Consider the following 20,887-nt stretch of genomic DNA (forward strand, 5'->3'; position numbering starts at 1 on the left):
TTGACTGACAGGAAAACGCATGTCTTTACCGCAACTCTCGCTTTCAGCCGCACGTAATTTGCACCTTGCTGCGCAGGGGTTACTCAAAAAACCCCGTCGCCGCGCGCAATCTGCCGATATCCTCTCTACCGTTCAGCGCATGTCGCTACTTCAAATCGACACCATTAACATCGTGGCCCGTAGCCCTTATCTGGTGCTGTTTAGCCGTCTGGGGAATTATCCCTCGCAATGGCTGGATGAGGCTCTCAGCAAAGGGGAGTTAATGGAGTACTGGGCGCACGAAGCCTGTTTCCTGCCTCGCAGTGATTTTGCCCTGGTTCGTCACCGGATGCTTGCTCCGGAGAAGATGGGCTGGAAGTACCGGCAAGAGTGGATGCTGGAACATGCAACTGAGATTGAGCAACTCATCCGCCACATTCAGGAAAACGGACCTGTACGTTCTGCCGATTTTGAGCATCCGCGAAAAGGTACGAGTGGCTGGTGGGAATGGAAGCCGCACAAACGCCATCTCGAAGGACTGTTTACGTCAGGCCAGGTCATGGTGATTGAACGGCGTAATTTTCAGCGTGTATACGACCTGACCCATCGTGTGATGCCTCACTGGGACGATGAGCGTGACTTATTGACTCAGGAAGCGGCTGAGGATGTCATGCTGGAAAACAGTGCCCGCAGTCTGGGTATTTTCCGCCCACAGTGGCTGGCAGATTATTACCGCCTGCGTCAGCCCGCGCTGAAACCATTGCTGGAAATATGGCAGCGCGAACAGCGAGTCGTTCCCGTCACAGTGGAAACACTGGGAGAAATGTGGCTGCATTCGGAGCTACTTCCGCTTCTGCCTCAGGCTCAGGAAGGAAAACTTCAGGCAACACATAGCGCGGTGCTGTCTCCTTTCGATCCGGTGGTTTGGGACAGAAAAAGAGCCGAGCAACTGTTCGGTTTTACTTACCGACTGGAGTGCTACACTCCAGCACCGAAGCGCCAGTATGGCTACTTTGTTCTGCCTCTGCTGCACAAGGGGCAACTTGTCGGGCGCATGGACGCCAAAATGCACCGTAAAACCGACACGCTTGAGGTCATCGCACTCTATCTGGAAGAGGGTATCAGAGTGTCAGCGAGTCTGGAAAAAGGGTTAGCGTCCGCTATAAGCGATTTTGCTCGCTGGCAGGGGGCCAGCAACGTGACGATGGGGCGGGTACCTGACGGACTGTTTACAACCTGCCGAAGTGGCTGGGAAACAGGCACTCTCTGAAAAGGGAATGTGGTAAGCTTTAATGATTACCCATACGGAGGAACTATGGATCACCGTTTACTTGAAATTATTGCCTGCCCGGTGTGCAACGGCAAACTCTACTATAGCCAGGACAAACAAGAGCTGATTTGCAAGCTGGACAGCCTGGCTTTCCCGCTGCGTGACGGCATTCCGGTTTTGCTGGAAAACGAAGCCCGCTCCCTGGTGGCAGAAGAGAGCAAGCCATGAGTTTTGTTGTCATTATTCCTGCGCGTTATGCGTCAACGCGACTGCCGGGTAAACCACTGGTGGATATCAACGGCAAGCCGATGATTGTGCATGTCCTGGAGCGTGCACGTGAATCGGGTGCCGATCGCGTTATCGTTGCTACCGATCATCCGGACGTCGCCCGCGCGGTGGAGGCAGTCGGCGGAGAGGTGTGCATGACCCGTGCCGATCACCAGTCCGGCACTGAACGTCTGGCGGAAGTGGTTGAAAAATGCGGTTTTAGTGACGATACGGTCATCGTTAACGTCCAGGGCGACGAGCCGATGATCCCGGCGGTTATTATCCGTCAGGTGGCGGAAAACCTGGCACAACGTCAGGTCGGTATGGCCACACTCGCAGTACCCATTCACCACGCTGAAGAAGCATTCAACCCGAATGCGGTGAAGGTGGTGATGGATGCCGAAGGTTATGCGCTCTATTTCTCCCGCGCCACGATTCCGTGGGATCGCGATCGCTTTGCGCTCTCTAAAGAGACTATCGGTGATTCATTCCTGCGCCATCTGGGGATTTACGGCTATCGCGCCGGCTTTATTCGTCGATATGTCACCTGGGCACCCAGCCCGTTGGAACATATTGAAATGCTGGAGCAGCTTCGTGTGCTCTGGTACGGTGAAAAAATCCACGTTGCTGTTGCCATGGAAGTGCCTGGAACGGGCGTTGATACACCGGAAGATCTTGAGCGCGTTCGCGCCGAACTGCGTTAATATTGCCTTCATCCCTCCTTTCGGGGGGATGTTCTCTCCCTGCTATTTTTTCCCTTTCTTTTCCATAATTGATCTCTTCCGGGTGACATCTTCATTCTGCGCGCTCATTATAAAAGCAGTAGTCTTGATGGGGGTAATCTCATATGGAACAGCTGCGTGCCGAACTTAGCCATCTGCTGGGCGAGAAGTTAAGCCGGGTTGAGTGCGTGAGTGAAAAGGCCGATACCGCGCTCTGGTCGTTGTATGACAGTCAGGGCAACCCAATGCCACTGATGGCCAGAAGTTTTACCTCGCCGGGGGTTGCCAGGCAGCTTGCGTGGAAAATGTCGATGCTGGCGCGGGAGGGGACCGTGCGTATGCCAACGGTGTACGGCGTGATGACCCATGAGGAACACCCCGGCCCGGACGTACTGCTGATAGAGCGTTTGCGTGGCGTGCCTGTTGAAGCACCGGCACGCACGCCGGAACGCTGGGAACAGCTGAAGGACCAGATAGTCGAGGCGCTGCTGGCCTGGCACCGTCAGGATAGCCGTGGTCTTGTCGGTCCGGTCGACAGTACCCAGGAAAACCTGTGGCCGCTGTGGTATCGCCAGCGGGTTGAAGTGCTGTGGGGGACGCTTAACCAGTTCAATAACACCGGTTTAACTATGCAGGACAAACGTATTCTGTTTCGCACCCGCGAGTGCTTACCGGCGCTGTTTGAAGGCTTTAATGATAACTGCGTGCTGATCCACGGTAATTTTACCCTGCGCAGCATGCTGAAAGATTCCCGCAGCGATCAGCTTCTGGCGATGGTCGGGCCGGGGATCATGCTCTGGGCTCCGCGCGAATATGAGTTATTCAGGCTCAGCGACAGCGGGGCGGCGGAAGGTTTACTTTGGCACTACCTTCAACGCGCGCCCGTTGCAGAAGCGTTTCTCTGGCGACGCTGGCTTTATCTGCTTTGGGACGAAGTCGCGCAATTGGTCAATACCGGGCGTTTTAATCGCGCAAACTTCGATCTGGCGACAAAATCACTCTTGCCCTGGCTCGCCTGAGGAACCTTTCAGCCACTGCCAGAGGCGACCGAGCGTCTCATAGCCGACGCGATCGCTATGCATCAGCCACGCCGGGGACGGGATTGCCCGTTCCCATGGGTTGAGCGGGGCATCAATGGCCATCTGGTTTGCCGGTGCGGGAAGCGGGTGCAGACCTTGTTTTTCAAAGAAAATCATCGCTCGTGGCAGGTGTGAGGCGGAGGTCACCAGTAAGAATGGGACATCGCCAATCGCCTGCTTCACTGCAGCCGCCTCTTCTTCGGTATCTTTTGGGTTGTCCAGAGTGATGATAGCGGATCGTGGCACGCCGAGTGATTCCGCGACTCTGGCACCTGCTTCAGCCGTACTTACCGGGTTCGTTTTGGCCGCCGCGCCGGTGAAGATCATTTTTGATCCCGGGTTAGCAAGCCACAGGCGAATACCTTCGTTTAACCTTGGCAAGCTATTGTTGATCAGGTTTGAGCTGGGTGCCCAGTCAGGGTCCCAGGTATATCCGCCGCCCAGCACCACGATGTACGCTACTTTCTGATTTCCCTGCCATGTCGGGTACTTATTTTCGATTGGGCGTAACAGGCCATCCGCGATCGGCTGCAGGCTCAACAGCAGCAAGACAAACCAGCCAAGCGTGATAAGCGTTTTGCCGCTTCTCTGAAAGCGACTGAACCACACCAGCGCCAGCCCCAGCGCGATGATGATGAGCAACAGAGGAAGGGGAAGCATCATCCCTCCAATGTATTTCTTAAGGGTAAAAAGCATCCTTTTTGGTTCCTTTTTTGACCATATAGCAGGTGATTACCCGTGATATTACACCAGAGAGGTTCATTCTCCGCGCGGGTGTGACAAAATAGCGGTTTTGCAGTTAGCGAGTGGAACTCTCCCAATGCGGGATCGCAATTTTGATGACATCGCGGAAAAGTTTTCGCGCAACATTTATGGCACCACGAAAGGGCAGTTACGTCAGACGATCCTCTGGCAGGATCTGGACAACATTCTTGCCACCTTTGGCGGTCAAACGTTGCGGGTGCTGGACGCCGGAGGCGGTGAAGGGCAGACGGCGATAAAAATGGCCGAGCGCGGTCATCACGTCACGCTTTGCGATCTTTCTGCTGAAATGGTCGCCCGTGCGACGCGTGCAGCAGAAGAGAAAGGTGTGAGCGACAACATGCATTTTATACAATGCGCCGCTCAGGATATCTCACAGCATTTGGAAACCCAGGTTGATCTGATATTGTTTCATGCGGTGCTGGAGTGGGTTGCCGATCCGCAAAGTGTGTTACAAACCCTGTGGTCGATGTTACGCCCGGGCGGCACGCTGTCGCTGATGTTCTACAATGCTAACGGCTTCCTGATGCATAACATGGTTGCAGGTAATTTCGACTATGTTCAGGTCGGGATGCCGAAAAAGAAAAAGCGCACGCTTTCCCCGGACTATCCGCGCGATCCACAGCAGGTGTACGGCTGGCTGGAAGAGATTGGCTGGCAGATCGTTGGGAAGACGGGCGTCAGGGTGTTTCATGATTATCTGCGTGAAAAACACAAACAGCGTGACTGTTTTGACACCTTAACAGAATTAGAAACGCGGTATTGCCGTCAGGAGCCTTTTATCAGCCTTGGCCGCTATATTCACGTCACCGCGCACAAGCCGCAGATGCAAGGATAACCTATGAGTGAATTTTCCCAGACAGTCCCCGAACTGGTTGCCTGGGCCAGGAAAAACGATTTCTCCATCTCGCTGCCGGTAGACAGACTCTCTTTCCTGCTGGCGGTTGCCACGCTGAACGGCGAACGGTTGGATGGTGAAATGAGCGAGGGTGAACTGGTGGATGCGTTCCGCCATGTCAGTGATGCGTTTGAGCAAACCAGCGAAACCATTAGCGTGCGTGCCAACAACGCAATCAACGATATGGTGCGTCAACGTCTGCTGAACCGCTTTACCAGCGAGCAGGCGGAAGGAAACGCCATCTATCGCCTGACGCCACTGGGCATCGGCATCACCGATTACTACATTCGCCAGCGTGAATTTTCCACGCTGCGTCTTTCCATGCAGCTCTCGATTGTTGCGGGTGAACTTAAGCGTGCCGCCGATGCTGCGGATGAAAACGGTGACGAATTCCACTGGCACCGCAATGTTTACGCACCGCTGAAATACTCGGTAGCGGAGATTTTCGACAGTATCGATCTGACTCAGCGTCTGATGGACGAACAGCAGCAGCAGGTGAAAGACGATATTGCGCAGTTGCTGAACAAAGACTGGCGCGCGGCTATCTCCAGCTGCGAACTGTTGCTGTCGGAAACCTCCGGCACGCTGCGTGAACTGCAGGATACGCTGGAGGCCGCAGGGGATAAGCTCCAGGCCAACCTGCTACGCATTCAGGATGCGACCATGGCACATGACGATCTGCATTTTGTCGACCGTCTGGTCTTTGATTTGCAGAGTAAACTCGATCGCATTATTAGCTGGGGACAGCAGTCGATCGACCTGTGGATCGGCTACGACCGCCATGTGCATAAATTTATCCGTACCGCGATTGATATGGATAAAAACCGCGTCTTTGCCCAGCGTCTGCGTCAGTCTGTGCAAACCTATTTCGATGCGCCGTGGGCGCTGACCTACGCCAATGCCGATCGTCTGCTGGATATGCGCGACGAAGAGATGGCGCTGCGTGACGAAGAGGTGACCGGTGAACTGCCACCGGATCTGGAATACGAAGAATTCAACGAAATTCGTGAGCAACTTGCGGCCATGATCGAAGAACAGCTCGCTGTCTACAAAACCAGACAAGTGCCGCTGGATCTTGGTCTCGTGGTGCGCGACTATCTGGCGCAATATCCTCGTGCACGCCACTTCGATGTTGCACGCATTGTGGTAGACCAGGCGGTGCGCCTGGGTGTCGCACAAGCAGATTTCACCGGACTGCCGCCGAAGTGGCAGCCAATTAACGATTACGGAGCCAAGGTACAGGCGCATGTCATTGACAAATATTGAACAAGTGATGCCAGTTAAGCTGGCACAGGCGCTGGCGAATCCGTTATTTCCGGCGCTGGACAGCCAGCTGCGTGCCGGTCGTCACATTGGCTTAGACGAGCTGGATAATCACGCCTTTTTGATGGACTTCCAGGAGTACCTGGAAGAGTTTTATGCACGCTATAACGTGGAGCTTATCCGCGCACCGGAAGGGTTTTTCTACCTGCGTCCACGCTCCACGACGCTGATTCCGCGCTCCGTGCTCTCCGAGCTGGATATGATGGTCGGCAAAATTCTTTGCTATCTCTATCTCAGCCCGGAACGTCTGGCGAATGAAGGGATCTTCACCCAGCAGGAACTTTACGACGAGCTGTTGACGCTGGCAGATGAGAGCAAGCTGCTTAAGCTGGTGAACAACCGCTCCACGGGTTCGGATCTCGATCGTCAGAAATTACAGGAAAAGGTTCGTTCTTCCCTGAACCGTCTGCGTCGTCTGGGTATGGTCTGGTTTATGGGCCACGACAGCAGCAAATTCCGCATCACGGAATCTGTCTTCCGCTTCGGCGCCGATGTGCGTACGGGCGATGACGCGCGTGAGGCGCAGCTTCGCATGATCCGCGATGGTGAAGCGATGCCGGTGGAAAACCATTTGCAGCTCAATGATGAGCATGAAGAGAATCTGCCGGATAGCGGGGAGGAAGAGTAATGATTGAACGCGGTAAATTTCGCTCACTAACGCTGATTAACTGGAACGGCTTCTTCGCCCGAACGTTCGATCTGGATGAGCTGGTCACGACGCTCTCCGGCGGTAACGGTGCGGGTAAATCCACCACTATGGCTGCGTTTGTTACGGCGCTGATTCCCGATCTGACGCTGCTGCACTTCCGTAACACCACCGAGGCGGGGGCAACAAGCGGCTCCCGTGATAAAGGTCTGCACGGTAAGCTGAAGGCTGGCGTCTGCTATTCGGTGCTGGACGTCATTAACTCCCGTCATCAGCGTGTGGTGGTGGGCGTACGCCTGCAGCAGGTCGCGGGTCGCGACCGTAAAGTGGATATCAAACCGTTTGCGATCCAGGGGCTGCCAACATCTATGCAGCCGACGGCGCTGCTAACGGAAACCCTGAACGAGCGCCAGGCGCGCGTGCTGACGCTGCAGGAGCTGAAAGACAAGCTCGAAGCCATCGAAGGCGTGCAGTTCAAGCAGTTCAACTCCATTACCGACTACCACTCGCTGATGTTCGATCTGGGCGTGGTGGCGCGTCGTCTGCGCACGGCATCAGACCGTAGCAAATACTATCGTCTGATCGAAGCGTCGCTTTACGGTGGTATCTCCAGCGCCATTACCCGCTCGCTGCGAGACTACCTGCTGCCGGAAAACAGCGGCGTGCGTAAGGCCTTCCAGGATATGGAAGCCGCACTGCGTGAAAACCGCATGACGCTGGAAGCGATTCGCGTTACCCAGTCTGACCGCGACCTGTTTAAACACCTGATCAGCGAAGCTACTAACTACGTGGCTGCGGACTACATGCGTCACGCCAACGAGCGCCGCGTGCATCTCGATCACGCATTAGAGTACCGTCGCGAGCTGTTTACCTCCCGTAAACAGCTGGTGGCCGAGCAGTACAAGCACGTCGAAATGGCGCGCGAGCTGGGCGAGCACACCGGTGCTGAGGGCGATCTGGAAGCGGATTACCAGGCTGCCAGCGATCACCTGAATCTGGTGCAGACCGCACTGCGCCAGCAGGAGAAAATCGAACGCTACGAAGCGGATCTCGATGAGCTGCAAATTCGTCTCGAAGAACAGAATGAAGTGGTGGCTGAAGCTGCCGACATGCAGGAAGAGAATGAAGCCCGCGCTGAAGCCGCCGAACTGGAAGTCGATGAGCTGAAAAGCCAGCTTGCTGATTATCAGCAGGCGCTGGATGTGCAGCAGACGCGTGCAATTCAATACACCCAGGCATTGCAGGCGTTACAGCGTGCAAAAGAGCTGTGCCACCTGCCTGATCTGACACCAGAAAGCGCTGATGAGTGGCTGGATACCTTCCAGGCTAAAGAGCAGGAAGCAACCGAGAAGCTGCTCTCTCTCGAACAGAAAATGAGCGTCGCGCAAACGGCACACAGCCAGTTTGAACAAGCTTATCAGTTGGTGGTGGCGATTAACGGTCCGCTTGCGCGCAATGAAGCATGGGACATCGCCCGCGAATTGCTGCGCGACGGCGTGAACCAGCGACATCTGGCCGAGCAGATGCAGCCACTGCGTATGCGTCTGAACGAGCTGGAACAGCGCTTGCGCGAGCAACAGGAAGCGGAGCGTCTGCTGGCGGAGTTCTGCAAGCGTCAGGGTAAAAATTACGATATCGACGACCTAGAGGCTCTGCATCAGGAGCTGGAAGCGCGTATCGCCGCACTCTCCGACACCGTCTCCAGCGCCAGCGAACAGCGTATGACCCTGCGTCAGGAGATGGAGCAGCTTCAGTCTCGTTCTCAAACTCTGTTGCAGCGTGCGCCCGTCTGGCTGGCGGCGCAAAGCAGCCTGAACCTGCTCAGCGAGCAGTGCGGCGAAGAGTTTACATCCAGCCAGGAAGTGACCGAATACCTGCAGCAACTGCTGGAGCGCGAGCGCGAGGCCATTGTTGAGCGTGATGAAGTGGGCGCGCGTAAGCGTGACGTTGATGAAGAGATTGAACGTTTAAGCCAGCCGGGTGGTGCGGAAGATCCGCGTCTGAATACCCTGGCTGAACGTTTCGGCGGTGTGCTGTTGTCCGAAATTTATGACGATGTCGGACTGGACGATGCCCCGTACTTCTCAGCACTTTATGGCCCATCGCGTAACGCGATTGTGGTGCCGGATTTGTCGCTGGTTTCCGAGCAGCTTGCTGGTCTGGAAGATTGCCCGGAAGATCTCTACCTGATCGAAGGGGATCCGCAGTCGTTCGATGACAGCGTATTCAGTGTCGACGAGCTGGAAAAAGCGGTGGTGGTGAAAATCGCTGACCGTCAGTGGCGTTATTCCCGCTTCCCTGAGCTGCCTCTGTTTGGCCGCGCTGCACGTGAAAGCCGCATTGAAAGTTTGCACGCCGAGCGAGAAACGTTGTCTGAACGTTTTGCGACGTTGTCGTTTGACGTGCAGAAAACCCAGCGCCTGCACCAGGCATTTAGCCGCTTTATCGGCAGCCACCTGGGCGTGGCGTTTGATGCTGACCCGGAAGCGGAAATCCGTAAGCTCAATACCCGTCGTGGTGAACTGGAACGAGCCATTGCCAGTCATGAAAATGACAACCAGCAGAGCCGTGTTCAGTTCGAACAGGCGAAAGAGGGCGTTGCTGCTCTTAACCGCATTTTGCCACGCCTGAATCTGCTGGCGGATGAAACCCTGGCCGACCGTGTGGATGAGATCCAGGAACGTCTGGATGAAGCCCAGGAAGCTGCGCGTTTCATTCAGCAGCATGGTAATCAACTGGCGAAGCTGGAGTCGGTTGTCTCTGTTCTGCAGAGTGACCCGGAACAGTTTGAGCAGTTAAAAGAAGACTATGCCTGGTCGCAACAGGTGCAGCGCGAAGCGCGTCAGCAGGCATTTGCCCTGACGGAAGTCGTGCAGCGTCGTGCACATTTCGGCTACTCCGATTCGGCTGAAATGCTGAGCGGCAACAGCGACCTGAATGAAAAGCTGCGTCAGCGTCTTGAGCTGGCTGAAGCGGAACGTACGCGTGCTCGCGAAGCGATGCGTAGCCACTCGGCACAGCTGAACCAGTACAACCAGGTGCTGGCCTCGCTGAAAAGCTCCTTCGACACCAAGAAAGAGCTGTTAAACGACCTGCAGAAAGAGCTTCAGGACATTGGCGTTCGTGCCGACAGCGGGGCAGAAGAGCGGGCGCGTATACGCCGTGACGAACTGCATTCACAGCTCAGTAATAACCGCGCACGCCGCAATCAGCTGGAAAAAGCGCTGACCTTCTGCGAAGCAGAAATGGATAACCTGACGCGTCGCCTGCGTAAACTGGAACGCGACTACCATGAAATGCGCGAGCAGGTCGTGACCGCGAAAGCGGGCTGGTGCGCGGTAATGCGGATGGTGAAAGACAACAACGTTGAGCGCCGTCTGCACCGTCGCGAGCTGGCGTATCTCTCTGCCGATGAACTGCGCTCTATGTCGGATAAGGCGTTGGGTGCGCTGCGTCTGGCGGTCGCGGACAACGAGCACCTGCGCGATGTACTGCGCATGTCAGAGGATCCGAAACGTCCTGAGCGTAAAATTCAGTTCTTTGTGGCCGTTTATCAGCACCTGCGTGAACGTATTCGTCAGGATATCATTCGTACCGACGATCCGGTCGAAGCCATCGAACAGATGGAAATTGAGCTGGGTCGTCTGACGGAAGAACTGACCTCCCGTGAGCAGAAGCTGGCGATCAGCTCTCGCAGCGTGGCGAATATCATCCGCAAAACCATTCAGCGCGAGCAGAACCGTATTCGTCAGTTGAACCAGGGCCTGCAGAGCGTGTCGTTTGGCCAGGTGAACAGCGTGCGTCTTAACGTCAATGTGCGTGAAGCCCACTCGACGCTGCTGGAAGTGCTCTCAGAGCAGCACGAACAGCATCAGGATCTGTTCAATAGCAACCGTCTGACCTTCTCTGAAGCCCTGGCGAAGCTGTATCAGCGTCTGAACCCGCAGATTGATATGGGGCAACGCACGCCGCAAACCATCGGTGAAGAGCTGCTGGATTACCGTAACTATCTGGAAATGGAAGTTGAGGTTAACCGTGGTTCCGACGGCTGGCTGCGTGCGGAATCGGGGGCGCTCTCTACGGGTGAAGCAATTGGTACCGGGATGTCCATTCTGGTGATGGTGGTACAGAGCTGGGAAGATGAAGCACGCCGCCTGCGCGGCAAAGACATCTCCCCATGTCGACTGCTGTTCCTGGATGAAGCGGCTCGTCTTGATGCCCGCTCTATTGCTACGCTGTTTGAGCTTTGCGAGCGTCTTGATATGCAGCTCATCATTGCGGCACCGGAAAACATCAGTCCTGAAAAAGGGACCACCTATAAGCTGGTGCGTAAGGTGTTCCAGAACAGCGAACACGTTCACGTTGTTGGGCTGCGTGGTTTTGCCCCTCAGCCGCCAGAGTCATTACCGGAAACCACGGCGGACGCTTCCTGAAGCGTCTCCTGATCAGGAGCGGCGCATTGGCGCCGCTTTTTTTTTAAACTTAACTTGTGCTTAGGGCTGCGTTATCTTTAAACTTCTTTACATAAGGTAAGGCAACTGATTTGCCGTCTACCTATAATAGAAGAAAGCCCCACCGTGATGGGCATGTCGTGAAAACAGGGGGCAAGGGATGTTGCTAAAGAAAAAATGTGGTCGTCAGCTGTCTGCGCTCAGCTTATGCCTGGCAGTGATGTTTGCTCCGCTGTTAACCGCTCAGGCCGATGAGCCTGAAATTGTGCCGACTGACAGCTCCGCAACGACAGGCGCACAGCCAACGTCGTTGTCTCAACCGCTGGAACAGTCACCTGCAACGGCTATTATGGCCGGTATTAAGCCGTTGCCCGAAGGCATTGACGTCGACTCTCTCCGTCAGCAGCTACACGCTGGGCTGCCTTCAGGGTACACACCTGTCTATATCAATCAGCTCACTCTGCTCTATGCTGCCCGCGATATGAAACCGATGTGGGACAACCGTGACGCAGTACGCGCCTTTCAGCAACAGCTTGCGGAAGTGGCGATTGCCGGGTTCCAGCCTCAGTTTACAGCGTGGGTTGAGCTGTTAACCGATCCTGCCGTCACCGGGCAAGCGCGGGACGTGGTGCTTTCTGATGCGATGATGGGCTACCTGCAGTTTGTGGCAGGTATTCCGGTCAATGGCAACCGCTGGTTGTACAGCGACAAGCCGTATAAGCTGGCAACGCCGGCGCTGTCGGTGATTAATCAGTGGCAGTTGGCCCTCGATAATGGCGATCTACCCCGCTTTATAGCCAGTCTTGCGCCAGCGCATCCGCAATATGCCACCCTGCACCAGTCGCTTCTTGAACTGGTGGGGGATTCGCGTCCATGGCCGCAAATGCGTGGCAGTGCGACACTGCGTCCGGGGCAGTGGAGCAGCGATGTTCCTGCCCTGCGTGAGATCCTAAAGCGTTCCGGTATTCTGGGCGGCGGGCCAAAGATTGCACTGCCTGGTGATGATCCGCAAAACGTCGTGGTCAGTCCATCAGCCTCTGTGAAAGAGAAGAAAGCGGTGGTCGTGAGCGACAAACCGGCGGCTTACGATCGCGAACTGGTTGCGGCAGTTAAACAATTCCAGGCCGCTCAGGGGCTGGGGGCCGATGGCGTCATCGGCCAGACGACGCGTGACTGGCTGAACGTATCACCTGCGCAGCGGGCAGGGGTGCTGGCGCTGAATATCCAGCGTTTGCGCTTACTGCCGGGAACGCTCTCTACCGGGATCATGGTTAACATTCCTGCGTATTCGCTGGTCTATTACCAGAACGGTAGTGAAGTACTGGCGTCGCGCGTGATTGTCGGACGTCCCGATCGTAAAACACCGATGATGAGCAGTGCGCTGAATAACGTGGTGGTTAACCCACCGTGGAACGTACCGCCGACCCTGGCGCGCAAAGATATTCTGCCTAAAGTCTGGAACGATCCGGGTTATCTGGAACGTCATGGCTACACGGTTATGCGGGGATGGAACAGCAAGGAGGCCATCGATCCATATATGGTCGACTGGTCGACGATTACGGCGTCTAATTTACCGTTCCGCTTCCAGCAAGCTCCAGGGGCGCATAACTCGTTGGGACGCTACAAATTCAATATGCCGAGTTCAGAAGCTATCTATCTGCACGATACGCCGAACCACAACCTGTTCCAGAAAGATACTCGCGCCCTGAGTTCTGGCTGTGTGCGCGTGAACAAAGCCTCAGAGCTTGCCAATATGCTGTTGCAGGATGCGGGCTGGAACGATACGCGTATTTCTGACGCCCTGAAACAGGGGGATACGCGGTACGTTAATATTCGACACAATATTCCGGTCAATCTTTACTATCTGACCGCGTTTGTTGGCGAAGACGGGCGTACTCAGTATCGTACAGATATTTACAATTATGATCTCATCGCGCGATCCGGCGCACAAATTTTGCCAAAAGCTGAACAATTAATCAGGTAAATGAAGTAGTTCGGGAGAAATGATTGTCGTAAGTTATGGTGAATAAGGGGCAATATCGCTGTAAGCCGCGTATTCACTGGGGTTGGGCGCCTTGACGTACCCGGTTTTGCCAGTTAAGGTGCCCTTCGTGCGCTAAGCATATTACGATAAACATTGACCTGTAGACCTGATTATCATGGACAAATTTGACGCTAATCGCCGCAAACTGCTGGCGTTAGGTGGTGTTGCGCTCGGCGCAGCGGCCATCTTGCCGACGCCAGCATTTGCCACCCTCTCGACACCTCGTCCGCGAGTTTTAACGCTCAACAATCTCCATACCGGTGAGTCGCTAAAAGCGGAATTCTTCGATGGCAGAGGCTATATTCAGGATGAATTAGCAAGACTTAACCACTTTTTCCGTGATTACCGCGCAAATAAAATAAAAGCCATCGATCCAGGACTGTTTGATCAGCTTTTCCGCCTTCAGGGCCTGCTGGGTACCAGCAAGCCGGTGCAGCTTATTTCTGGTTATCGCTCAATTGATACTAATAATGAACTGCGCGCCCATAGCCGTGGGGTAGCCAAAAAAAGCTACCACACCAGGGGACAGGCAATGGATTTCCACATTGAAGGCGTTTCGTTAGCCAATATTCGCAAAGCTGCGTTATCTATGCGTGCAGGTGGTGTAGGATATTACCCCAGCAGCAACTTTGTGCATATTGATACCGGTCCAGTTCGGCACTGGTAATAACGAAACACAGGAGCAGTATGAACTATCGTATTATTCCGGTTACGGCGTTCTCCCAGAATTGTTCATTAATCTGGTGTGAACAAACCAAACTGGCCGCGCTTGTCGATCCCGGCGGCGACGCTGAGAAGATCAAACAGGAAATTGCAGATAGCGGTGTGACGCTGATGCAGATATTACTGACGCATGGTCACCTTGACCATGTCGGCGCAGCGGCGGAACTGGCACAGCACTATGGTGTGCCGGTGATCGGTCCGGAAAAAGAAGATGAGTTCTGGCTGCAGGGTTTGCCAGCCCAAAGCCGCATGTTTGGCCTTGATGAGTGTCAACCTCTGACGCCCGATCGCTGGCTGAACGAGGGAGAGCGCGTTAACGTAGGGAATGTGACTTTACAGGTGTTGCATTGTCCTGGGCATACGCCAGGCCATATCGTCTTCTTTGATGACCAGTCTCGTCTGCTGATTTCCGGCGATGTGATTTTCAAAGGTGGCGTAGGACGCAGCGATTTTCCGCGTGGTGACCACGGGCAACTGATTCAGTCGATAAAACAGAAGTTATTGCCGCTGGGTGATGACGTGACGTTTATCCCTGGACACGGTCCGATGTCGACGCTGGGCTATGAACGGCTCCATAACCCGTTCCTTCAGGATGAAATGCCTGTCTGGTAACACGAATAAAAAAAGCCTGCATAACGCAGGCTTTTTTATGGGCGCAAATTACAGTACGGCGACAATCGCTTCGCACAGTGGCGCCATGTTGTCAGGCGTCATGCCTGCTACGTTCACGCGGCCAGACGCCACGGCGTACACACCGAACTCTTCACGCAGACGCAGAACCTGCTCTTTGGTCAGGCCGCTGAAAGAGAACATGCCGTTCTGTTTGATGATAAAGCTGAAGTCGCGGTCCGCGCCTTTCTCAGCCAGGGTGTTCACAAACAGCAGGCGCATGCGCTGAATACGCTGGCGCATATCGTTCAGCTCTTGTTCCCAGATGGCGCGCAGCGCATCGTTGCTCAGGATAGTGGCAACAACAGACGCACCGTGTGCCGGAGGGTTAGAGTAGTTAGCACGGATAACCGATTTCATCTGGCTGAACGCACGATCGACGGTCTCTTCGTTTGCCGCGACCAGCGTACAAGCACCTACACGCTCATTGTACAGACCGAAGTTCTTGGAATAAGAGCTTGCGACAATCAGTTCCTGATGCACGGCTGCGAACGCGCGCAGGCCTTCTGCATCTTCTTCCAGACCACGGGCGAAGCCCTGGTAGGCAAAGTCAAACAGCGGCAGCCAGCCTTTCTCTACGGACAACTTCGCCAGATGTTCCCACTGCTCAAGCGTCGGATCGATACCGGTTGGGTTATGGCAGCAACCGTGGAACAGCACCACGTCACCTGCCTGTGCTTCGCTCAGGCTCGCCAGCAGACCGTCAAAGTCGAGAGAGTGGTTTGCTGCGTCGTAGTAAGCGTATTCACGCACTTCCAGACCCGCAGAGTTAAAGACGCTCTTGTGGTTCGGCCAGCTTGGGTTGCTTACCCATACACGCTTAACAGAGGTGTTTTTCGCAAGGAAATCCGCCGCCACGCGCAGCGCACCGGTACCGCCAGGGGTCTGTGCTGTACGGGCACGTTTGTCACTCACAATTGCGCTACCTTTACCGAACAGCAGCTCCTGGGTGCAGCGACCAAATTCAGGGATACCATCAATACCGAGGTAGTTTTTGGTGGTTTCGTTTTCCAGCAGATACTGCTCAGCTTTCTTAACGCTGGTCAGTACCGGAGTTTTGCCGGTTTCATCTTTATATACACCAATACCCAGGTTGATTTTGCCAGGGCGGTCGTCGGCACGAAACAGATCGGCCAGGCCCAGAATAGGGTCGGCAGGAGCGGCGGTAATGTTCTCAAACATGACGAAGTTCCATTGTGATTACAGAAGTGAAATCCGCTATCAGGTTAACGGTAGATTTACAAAATGCCAACCGTTTGCGACGAAAAGCGTGCGGCTTTTCAAAAGTCGCCATTATTTTCTGTCAGGCATAAAAAAACAGGGCCGAAGCCCTGTTCATTAAGCATATAACAAAGTGGTGTACTGATTAGAACTGGTAAACGATACCTACACCAGCCTGGTCGTCAGTAGACAGACCTGTTGCACGGGTGTATTTATTATCATCCAGCAGGTTGAACTTGTACGCAGCGTAAACGTTCATGTTCTTGTTGAAGTAGTACCAGGTACCCACTTCGATGTATTTAAGCAGATCAGCATCGCCACCAGCGAAGGTAGAACCGTTAGCAGTACGGGCGGTCAGGTCTTTACCCTTAGACTGTACATAGCCCAGGGAAGGACGCAGACCAAAGTCGAACTGGTATTGAACCACAGCTTCGAAGTTTTGCGATTTGTTCGCGAATTGGTCATCGTTTTCGCGAGTCATGTTACGGGATTCGCCGTACATAACAGATGCGTATACGTTGTTCGCATCATATTTCAGAGACGTTGCCCAACCTTCAGCACGTTCACCTTTACCGTCAGCAGACTGCTTAGTGGAACGGTCAGAGTTAGTGTATGCCGCAGTTACGTTGAAACCTTCTGCGAAATCATAGCCCAGAGAGTAGCTACCGCCATCGCCGTTCTGGCGAGAAGTGGTGTGACCGTTTTCGTTTTTACCCTGGTACTGCAGGCCCAGTGCCAGACCATCAACCAGACCGAAGAAGTTGGAGTTACGGTAGGTAGCCAGACCAGTGCTACGGCCAGTCATGAAGTTATCTGTTGCGGCCAGTGAGTCGCCACCCCAGATAACCAGCATATCGGTTGAAGCCAGCGCATCATAGAACACGCCGTAGTTACGGCCGTAATCGAATGAACCGTATTCACCTGCTTTCAGACCCGCGAAAGCCAGACGGGTTTTGGTACCCTGAGCACCTTCCTGAGAGGATGCGTCCATGTTGTATTCCCACTGGCCGTAACCGGTCAGTTGGTCGTTAACCTGGGTTTCACCTTTGAAACCGATACGGGCATAGGTGGTATCGTTGTTATTAGATTCACCGTTAGTCGTCCACTGGTGTTCGCCTACAGCTTTACCGTAGAAGTCCAGCTTGTTCGAATTCTTGTTATAGATTTCTGCAGCGTTAGCTGCACCAGCTACCAGCAGAGCAGGGATAACCACTGCCAGAATATTGCGCTTCATCATTATTTATTACCCTCATTGGTTTTTTTATGACACTCGCCACTGCCGTCAATAAATTCTGTCAATAAATATTTCCGGAACTATTGATGAGAGTTTGGTGTCTTTATGTATCTGACAGGCATCTTTCCATTCACCGAAGCGTTTCGCTAGCCTGAAAGTGCTACAATTCTCAAGATTAAGTAACCTAAAGAAAATATGTGTAACTAAATGTGTATTTTTCGGAACTTTGTGAACCACCTCAAACTTCAGAACTCCCTGGCGAATTAAGCGGCAGTGTTTATCCTATATATATGAATTCCTTATGATTAATTTGGATAAAGGCAATTCATATAAACAGAGGCTAAACGACTTGTTTTTTCTTATGATGCAAAAAAGACATCTGGATGGCTAAAAAAATGGTTGAAATTTGTGCTATTGCTTGAGGATGTAATAATCGCAATAAGAATGGAGTTTGTTTTTTGTGGCTGGATATTTCACGGAAACAATACGTAACAGGTAGCGGTTGTGACGGGGTGATGGTTTAAAAATGCTGACTTTACGCTGACGTAAACTGACAATGCAGAATAAAATAATGGCCAGCATTCGCTGGCCATTGACGTTTTTGTGGATTAGAAGCTGGCGTTACGTGGTGTGCGAGGGAACGGAATAACATCACGTACGTTCTGAACACCGGTCACGTAGGCGATCAGACGCTCGAAGCCCAGACCAAAACCGGCGTGCGGTACGGTACCGTAACGGCGCAGATCGCGATACCAGCTGTAGTCCGCTGGGTTGAGCCCCATCTCTTCCATACGCGCGTCCAGCACGTCGAGACGCTCTTCACGCTGAGAACCGCCGATGATTTCACCAATGCCCGGCGCCAGTACGTCCATCGCTGCAACGGTTTTACCGTCTTCGTTAAGGCGCATATAGAAGGCCTTAATGTCTTTCGGGTAGTTTTTCACGACAACCGGTGCTTTGAAATGTTTCTCGGCCAGATAGCGTTCATGCTCAGACGCCAGGTCAACGCCCCAGTAAACCGGGTTCTCGAACGTCTCACCGCATTTCTCAAGGATCGCTACCGCGTCGGTGTAATCCACCTGTGCAAAGTCAGCGGAAACGAAACGCTCCAGACGTGCTACAGCATCGCTGTCTACGCGCTCGGCGAAGAATTTCATGTCGTCAGGACGCTCTTCCAGCACCGCTTTGAAGACATACTTCAGCATCGCTTCCGCCAGGCCGGCAACATCGTCCAGGTTGGCGAACGCCACTTCAGGCTCCAGCATCCAGAATTCTGCCAGGTGACGGCTGGTGTTGGAGTTTTCGGCACGGAAGGTAGGGCCAAAGGTGTAGATTTTAGACAGCGCGCAGGCGTACGTTTCGCCGTTGAGCTGACCGGATACGGTCAGGAAAGCCTCTTTGCCGAAGAAGTCTTTGTCATAGTCCACTTTACCTTCTGGCGTACGCGGCAGGTTTTCCATGTCCAGCGTCGAGACACGGAACATTTCACCTGCACCTTCTGTATCAGAAGCAGTAATTAGCGGGGTAGACACCCAGAAATAACCTTGTTCGTCGAAGAAGCGATGCAGCGCCTGGGCCAGCGTATGACGCACACGCGCCACTGCACCAATCAGGTTGGTACGCGGACGCAGGTGAGCGACTTCGCGCAGATACTCAATGCTGTGACGTTTAGCCGCCATCGGATAGGTATCCGGATCTTCAACCCAGCCGGTGACTTCAATGGCAGAAGCCTGAATTTCGAAACTCTGGCCCTGGCCTGGTGATGCCACAACCACGCCGGTAACGATAACGGAACAACCCGTCGTCAGATGCAGAACGTCATCATTGTAATTGGGCAGAGAATTATTAATGACGGCCTGTACAGGATCAAAGCAGGAACCGTCATAGACGGCAAGGAAGGAGATGCCAGCTTTAGAATCTCGGCGGGTACGCACCCATCCGCGCACGGTGACTTCCTGGTCAACGGCGACACGGCCCTGGAGTACGTCGGCTACAGGCACAACGCTCATAATATTCTCTCTGTTAATAGTCGGAAAAAATAGACACTTGTCCACCCTTATGGGGGGATATCTATGTTACCTGCCATCTGCCATCAGACAAGTAAATTTCGCAGTCAAAAGAGAAGAATTGAGAAATAAATAAGGTGAGGGGAGCCATGAAGGCTCCCGTAAGCGTTTAGCTGGCTTTTTTAATCTGTGGGAGATCGAACGCTTTGCGCAATGCGCGGACAAACGCTTTGTCATGGCAGATAGTTTTACCCGGGCTATCGGAGAGCTTCGCCACCGGCTTGCCGTTACATTCCACCAATTTTATGACGATGTTCAGTGGTTTAACCTGAGGGATGTCACAGGTCAAACGGGTACCAATCCCGAAGCTCAGGTTAACCCGGGTGTTGAACTGGCGATAGAGCTCAACCGCTTTCGGCAGGTCAAGATTATCAGAGAAGACCAGAACCTTGCTCATTGGATCAATACCCAGCTTTTCATAGTGGGCAATGGCTTTCTCACCCCATTCAACCGGATCACCGGAATCATGGCGTAACCCCTGGTAACGCTCAGCGAACTCGGGACCAAAATCGCGCAGGAAGGCATCCATCGTAATACAGTCGGTGAGGGCGATCCCCAGTTGATTTGGGTACTCCTCTAGCCATGCAGCCAGCGCCGCGCGCTGGCTGTTCGCCAGGTCTGGACTTATCTGCTGATGCGCCTGGAACCATTCATGCGCCTGGGTGCCCATAGGCGTGAGATTAAGGCGACGGGCCAGATCGTAGTTGCTGGTGCCCACAAACCACGGTTCCTGCTGCAGACGCTTAACGATGGCCTCCTGAACGTCGCGAGAGAAACGGCGACGGGTGCCAAAGTCCATCAGGCGGAAGCGGGACATATCCAGCCCTTCGGTCAGCGTGGTGAAGCCCGCGAGCTTGGTTTCCAGCGCTGCGACCGCCTGTTCAACACCGGTTTCCGGCGAGCGGTAGCGGTGGGCCAGTTCACTGATCACCGCCAGAAGCGGCACTTCCCACATGATCACTTCACGCCACGGGCCTTCGAGACGAATATCCAGCTTACCATTATCGTTAAGTACAGTGACCTGCTCTGGCTTATAGCGGAAGTCGCGCAGCCAGTTCAGGTAGTCAGCTTTGAAGAAAGGCAGGCCAGAAAGCCACTGATATTCATCGTCCTGCAACGTCAGATGCTGCATAGCATCGACCTGTTCACGAATAGCGTCTGCGTAGATACCGAGCAAGTCGTCGCCACGGCAGCGGAATTCGGCCGCGACATGAACGTCATAGTAATGGTGGAAAACGGCTTGCTGCATATGCAGTTTATACGCGTCAGTATCCAGCAACGTATGCAGAACAGGAGAAACGAATTGAGTCATAGGTGCGCAGTAGCATCCTCTCACAGGAGCGTTTAGTACAATAAACAACTCCGGAGTATACCTTGTTTAGTGATTTATTGAACCCCGATCACAACATAAGCGCGTTTTATGGTCGAGGGCATTTTGTGCCCCGTGTTATATAAATGTAGCAAAAAAGGGTTTTGTACCTGAAAAGATGAACATTCTGCGTAGCGCGTTTTACACAACAGGAATATATTGAA

16 protein-coding genes are annotated in these 20,887 nt (G+C 53.8%); 11 read left to right on the forward strand and 5 right to left on the reverse strand.

All coding sequences use genetic code 11. The annotated features are described in order from the left end of the window. Positions 1-19: 19 nt before the first annotated feature. From AAHF05_RS07320 to AAHF05_RS07335, 4 genes are all read left to right on the forward strand, one after another. Complete coding sequence (locus AAHF05_RS07320; RefSeq protein WP_129324401.1) at positions 20-1,249, forward strand: winged helix-turn-helix domain-containing protein; 1,230 nt, start codon at positions 20-22, stop codon at positions 1,247-1,249. Between the two features lie 45 nt (positions 1,250-1,294). After that, entirely contained in the window at positions 1,295-1,477 is a 183-nt protein-coding gene (gene ycaR, locus AAHF05_RS07325) for a protein YcaR (protein ID WP_006174474.1), read from the forward strand. Further along, positions 1,474-2,220, forward strand: coding sequence for a 3-deoxy-manno-octulosonate cytidylyltransferase (kdsB, locus tag AAHF05_RS07330; protein ID WP_049005476.1), 747 nt, complete (start codon positions 1,474-1,476; stop codon positions 2,218-2,220). The genes ycaR and kdsB overlap by 4 nt, the downstream gene beginning before the upstream one ends. 143 nt (positions 2,221-2,363) lie before the next feature. Continuing rightward, a complete protein-coding gene (locus tag AAHF05_RS07335) occupies positions 2,364-3,257 on the forward strand; it encodes a YcbJ family phosphotransferase (protein ID WP_049005477.1) in 894 nt (297 codons plus the stop codon). Here the strand turns inward: AAHF05_RS07335 and elyC are convergent. Then, positions 3,234-4,013, reverse strand: coding sequence for an envelope biogenesis factor ElyC (gene elyC, locus AAHF05_RS07340; protein WP_129324402.1), 780 nt, complete (start codon positions 4,011-4,013; stop codon positions 3,234-3,236). The genes AAHF05_RS07335 and elyC overlap by 24 nt on opposite strands. A 124-nt stretch (positions 4,014-4,137) precedes the next feature. Here elyC and cmoM point away from each other — a divergent pair, with 124 nt between their 5' ends. From cmoM to AAHF05_RS07375, 7 genes are all read left to right on the forward strand, one after another. Further along, positions 4,138-4,917, forward strand: coding sequence for a tRNA uridine 5-oxyacetic acid(34) methyltransferase CmoM (gene cmoM / locus AAHF05_RS07345; RefSeq protein WP_028019238.1), 780 nt, complete (start codon positions 4,138-4,140; stop codon positions 4,915-4,917). Positions 4,918-4,920: 3 nt separating this feature from the next. Further along, positions 4,921-6,243, forward strand: coding sequence for a chromosome partition protein MukF (gene mukF / locus AAHF05_RS07350; RefSeq protein WP_028019237.1), 1,323 nt, complete (start codon positions 4,921-4,923; stop codon positions 6,241-6,243). After that, positions 6,224-6,928, forward strand: a complete 705-nt coding sequence (mukE, locus tag AAHF05_RS07355; protein ID WP_028019236.1) for a chromosome partition protein MukE — start codon at positions 6,224-6,226, stop codon at positions 6,926-6,928. The genes mukF and mukE overlap by 20 nt, the downstream gene beginning before the upstream one ends. Continuing rightward, a complete protein-coding gene (mukB, locus tag AAHF05_RS07360) occupies positions 6,928-11,379 on the forward strand; it encodes a chromosome partition protein MukB (protein ID WP_374936448.1) in 4,452 nt (1,483 codons plus the stop codon). Before mukE ends, mukB begins: the two co-directional genes overlap by 1 nt. Before the next feature lie 178 nt (positions 11,380-11,557). Beyond that, the gene (gene ldtD / locus AAHF05_RS07365) at positions 11,558-13,381 is read left to right on the forward strand and encodes a L,D-transpeptidase (RefSeq protein WP_129324404.1); all 1,824 of its coding nucleotides are present in this window, start codon (positions 11,558-11,560) and stop codon (positions 13,379-13,381) included. A 175-nt stretch (positions 13,382-13,556) separates the two neighbouring features. Beyond that, positions 13,557-14,108 carry a YcbK family protein gene (locus tag AAHF05_RS07370; protein ID WP_028019233.1) on the forward strand — a complete coding sequence of 184 codons (552 nt, stop codon included), beginning with the start codon at positions 13,557-13,559 and terminating at the stop codon, positions 14,106-14,108. 20 nt (positions 14,109-14,128) lie between these two features. Next, entirely contained in the window at positions 14,129-14,776 is a 648-nt protein-coding gene (locus tag AAHF05_RS07375; RefSeq protein ID WP_128348090.1) for an MBL fold metallo-hydrolase, read from the forward strand. 48 nt (positions 14,777-14,824) lie between these two features. On the opposite strand, the gene aspC is transcribed toward AAHF05_RS07375, so the two are convergent. The 4 genes from aspC to pncB form a co-directional block, all read right to left on the reverse strand. After that, positions 14,825-16,015, reverse strand: a complete 1,191-nt coding sequence (gene aspC / locus AAHF05_RS07380; RefSeq protein WP_047346900.1) for an aspartate transaminase — start codon at positions 16,013-16,015, stop codon at positions 14,825-14,827. Between the two features lie 184 nt (positions 16,016-16,199). Then, positions 16,200-17,291 carry a porin gene (locus AAHF05_RS07385; protein ID WP_049005481.1) on the reverse strand — a complete coding sequence of 364 codons (1,092 nt, stop codon included), beginning with the start codon at positions 17,289-17,291 and terminating at the stop codon, positions 16,200-16,202. A 605-nt stretch (positions 17,292-17,896) separates the two neighbouring features. After that, entirely contained in the window at positions 17,897-19,297 is a 1,401-nt protein-coding gene (gene asnS / locus AAHF05_RS07390) for an asparagine--tRNA ligase (RefSeq protein WP_028019231.1), read from the reverse strand. Between the two features lie 166 nt (positions 19,298-19,463). After that, on the reverse strand, positions 19,464-20,666 hold the full coding sequence (gene pncB / locus AAHF05_RS07395; RefSeq protein WP_049005483.1) for a nicotinate phosphoribosyltransferase: 1,203 nt from the start codon (positions 20,664-20,666) through the stop codon (positions 19,464-19,466). Between the last annotated feature and the right edge of the window lie 221 nt (positions 20,667-20,887).

Origin of the sequence: Enterobacter adelaidei (assembly GCF_041937165.1) — a bacterium.
GTDB lineage: Bacteria > Pseudomonadota > Gammaproteobacteria > Enterobacterales > Enterobacteriaceae > Enterobacter > Enterobacter adelaidei.

Bases quoted from the DNA above. Each gene is read 5' to 3' on its own strand.
- AAHF05_RS07385 (WP_049005481.1), bottom strand. From the start codon at position 17,291: ATGATGAAGCGCAATATTCTGGCAGTGGTTATCCCTGCTCTGCTGGTA.
- AAHF05_RS07335 (WP_049005477.1), top strand. From the start codon at position 2,364: ATGGAACAGCTGCGTGCCGAACTTAGCCATCTGCTGGGCGAGAAGTTA.
- kdsB (WP_049005476.1), top strand. From the start codon at position 1,474: ATGAGTTTTGTTGTCATTATTCCTGCGCGTTATGCGTCAACGCGACTG.
- mukE (WP_028019236.1), top strand. From the start codon at position 6,224: ATGTCATTGACAAATATTGAACAAGTGATGCCAGTTAAGCTGGCACAG.
- cmoM (WP_028019238.1), top strand. From the start codon at position 4,138: ATGCGGGATCGCAATTTTGATGACATCGCGGAAAAGTTTTCGCGCAAC.
- mukB (WP_374936448.1), top strand. From the start codon at position 6,928: ATGATTGAACGCGGTAAATTTCGCTCACTAACGCTGATTAACTGGAAC.
- aspC (WP_047346900.1), bottom strand. From the start codon at position 16,015: ATGTTTGAGAACATTACCGCCGCTCCTGCCGACCCTATTCTGGGCCTG.
- ycaR (WP_006174474.1), top strand. From the start codon at position 1,295: ATGGATCACCGTTTACTTGAAATTATTGCCTGCCCGGTGTGCAACGGC.
- asnS (WP_028019231.1), bottom strand. From the start codon at position 19,297: ATGAGCGTTGTGCCTGTAGCCGACGTACTCCAGGGCCGTGTCGCCGTT.
- AAHF05_RS07320 (WP_129324401.1), top strand. From the start codon at position 20: ATGTCTTTACCGCAACTCTCGCTTTCAGCCGCACGTAATTTGCACCTT.
- AAHF05_RS07375 (WP_128348090.1), top strand. From the start codon at position 14,129: ATGAACTATCGTATTATTCCGGTTACGGCGTTCTCCCAGAATTGTTCA.
- ldtD (WP_129324404.1), top strand. From the start codon at position 11,558: ATGTTGCTAAAGAAAAAATGTGGTCGTCAGCTGTCTGCGCTCAGCTTA.
- AAHF05_RS07370 (WP_028019233.1), top strand. From the start codon at position 13,557: ATGGACAAATTTGACGCTAATCGCCGCAAACTGCTGGCGTTAGGTGGT.
- elyC (WP_129324402.1), bottom strand. From the start codon at position 4,013: ATGCTTTTTACCCTTAAGAAATACATTGGAGGGATGATGCTTCCCCTT.
- mukF (WP_028019237.1), top strand. From the start codon at position 4,921: ATGAGTGAATTTTCCCAGACAGTCCCCGAACTGGTTGCCTGGGCCAGG.
- pncB (WP_049005483.1), bottom strand. From the start codon at position 20,666: ATGACTCAATTCGTTTCTCCTGTTCTGCATACGTTGCTGGATACTGAC.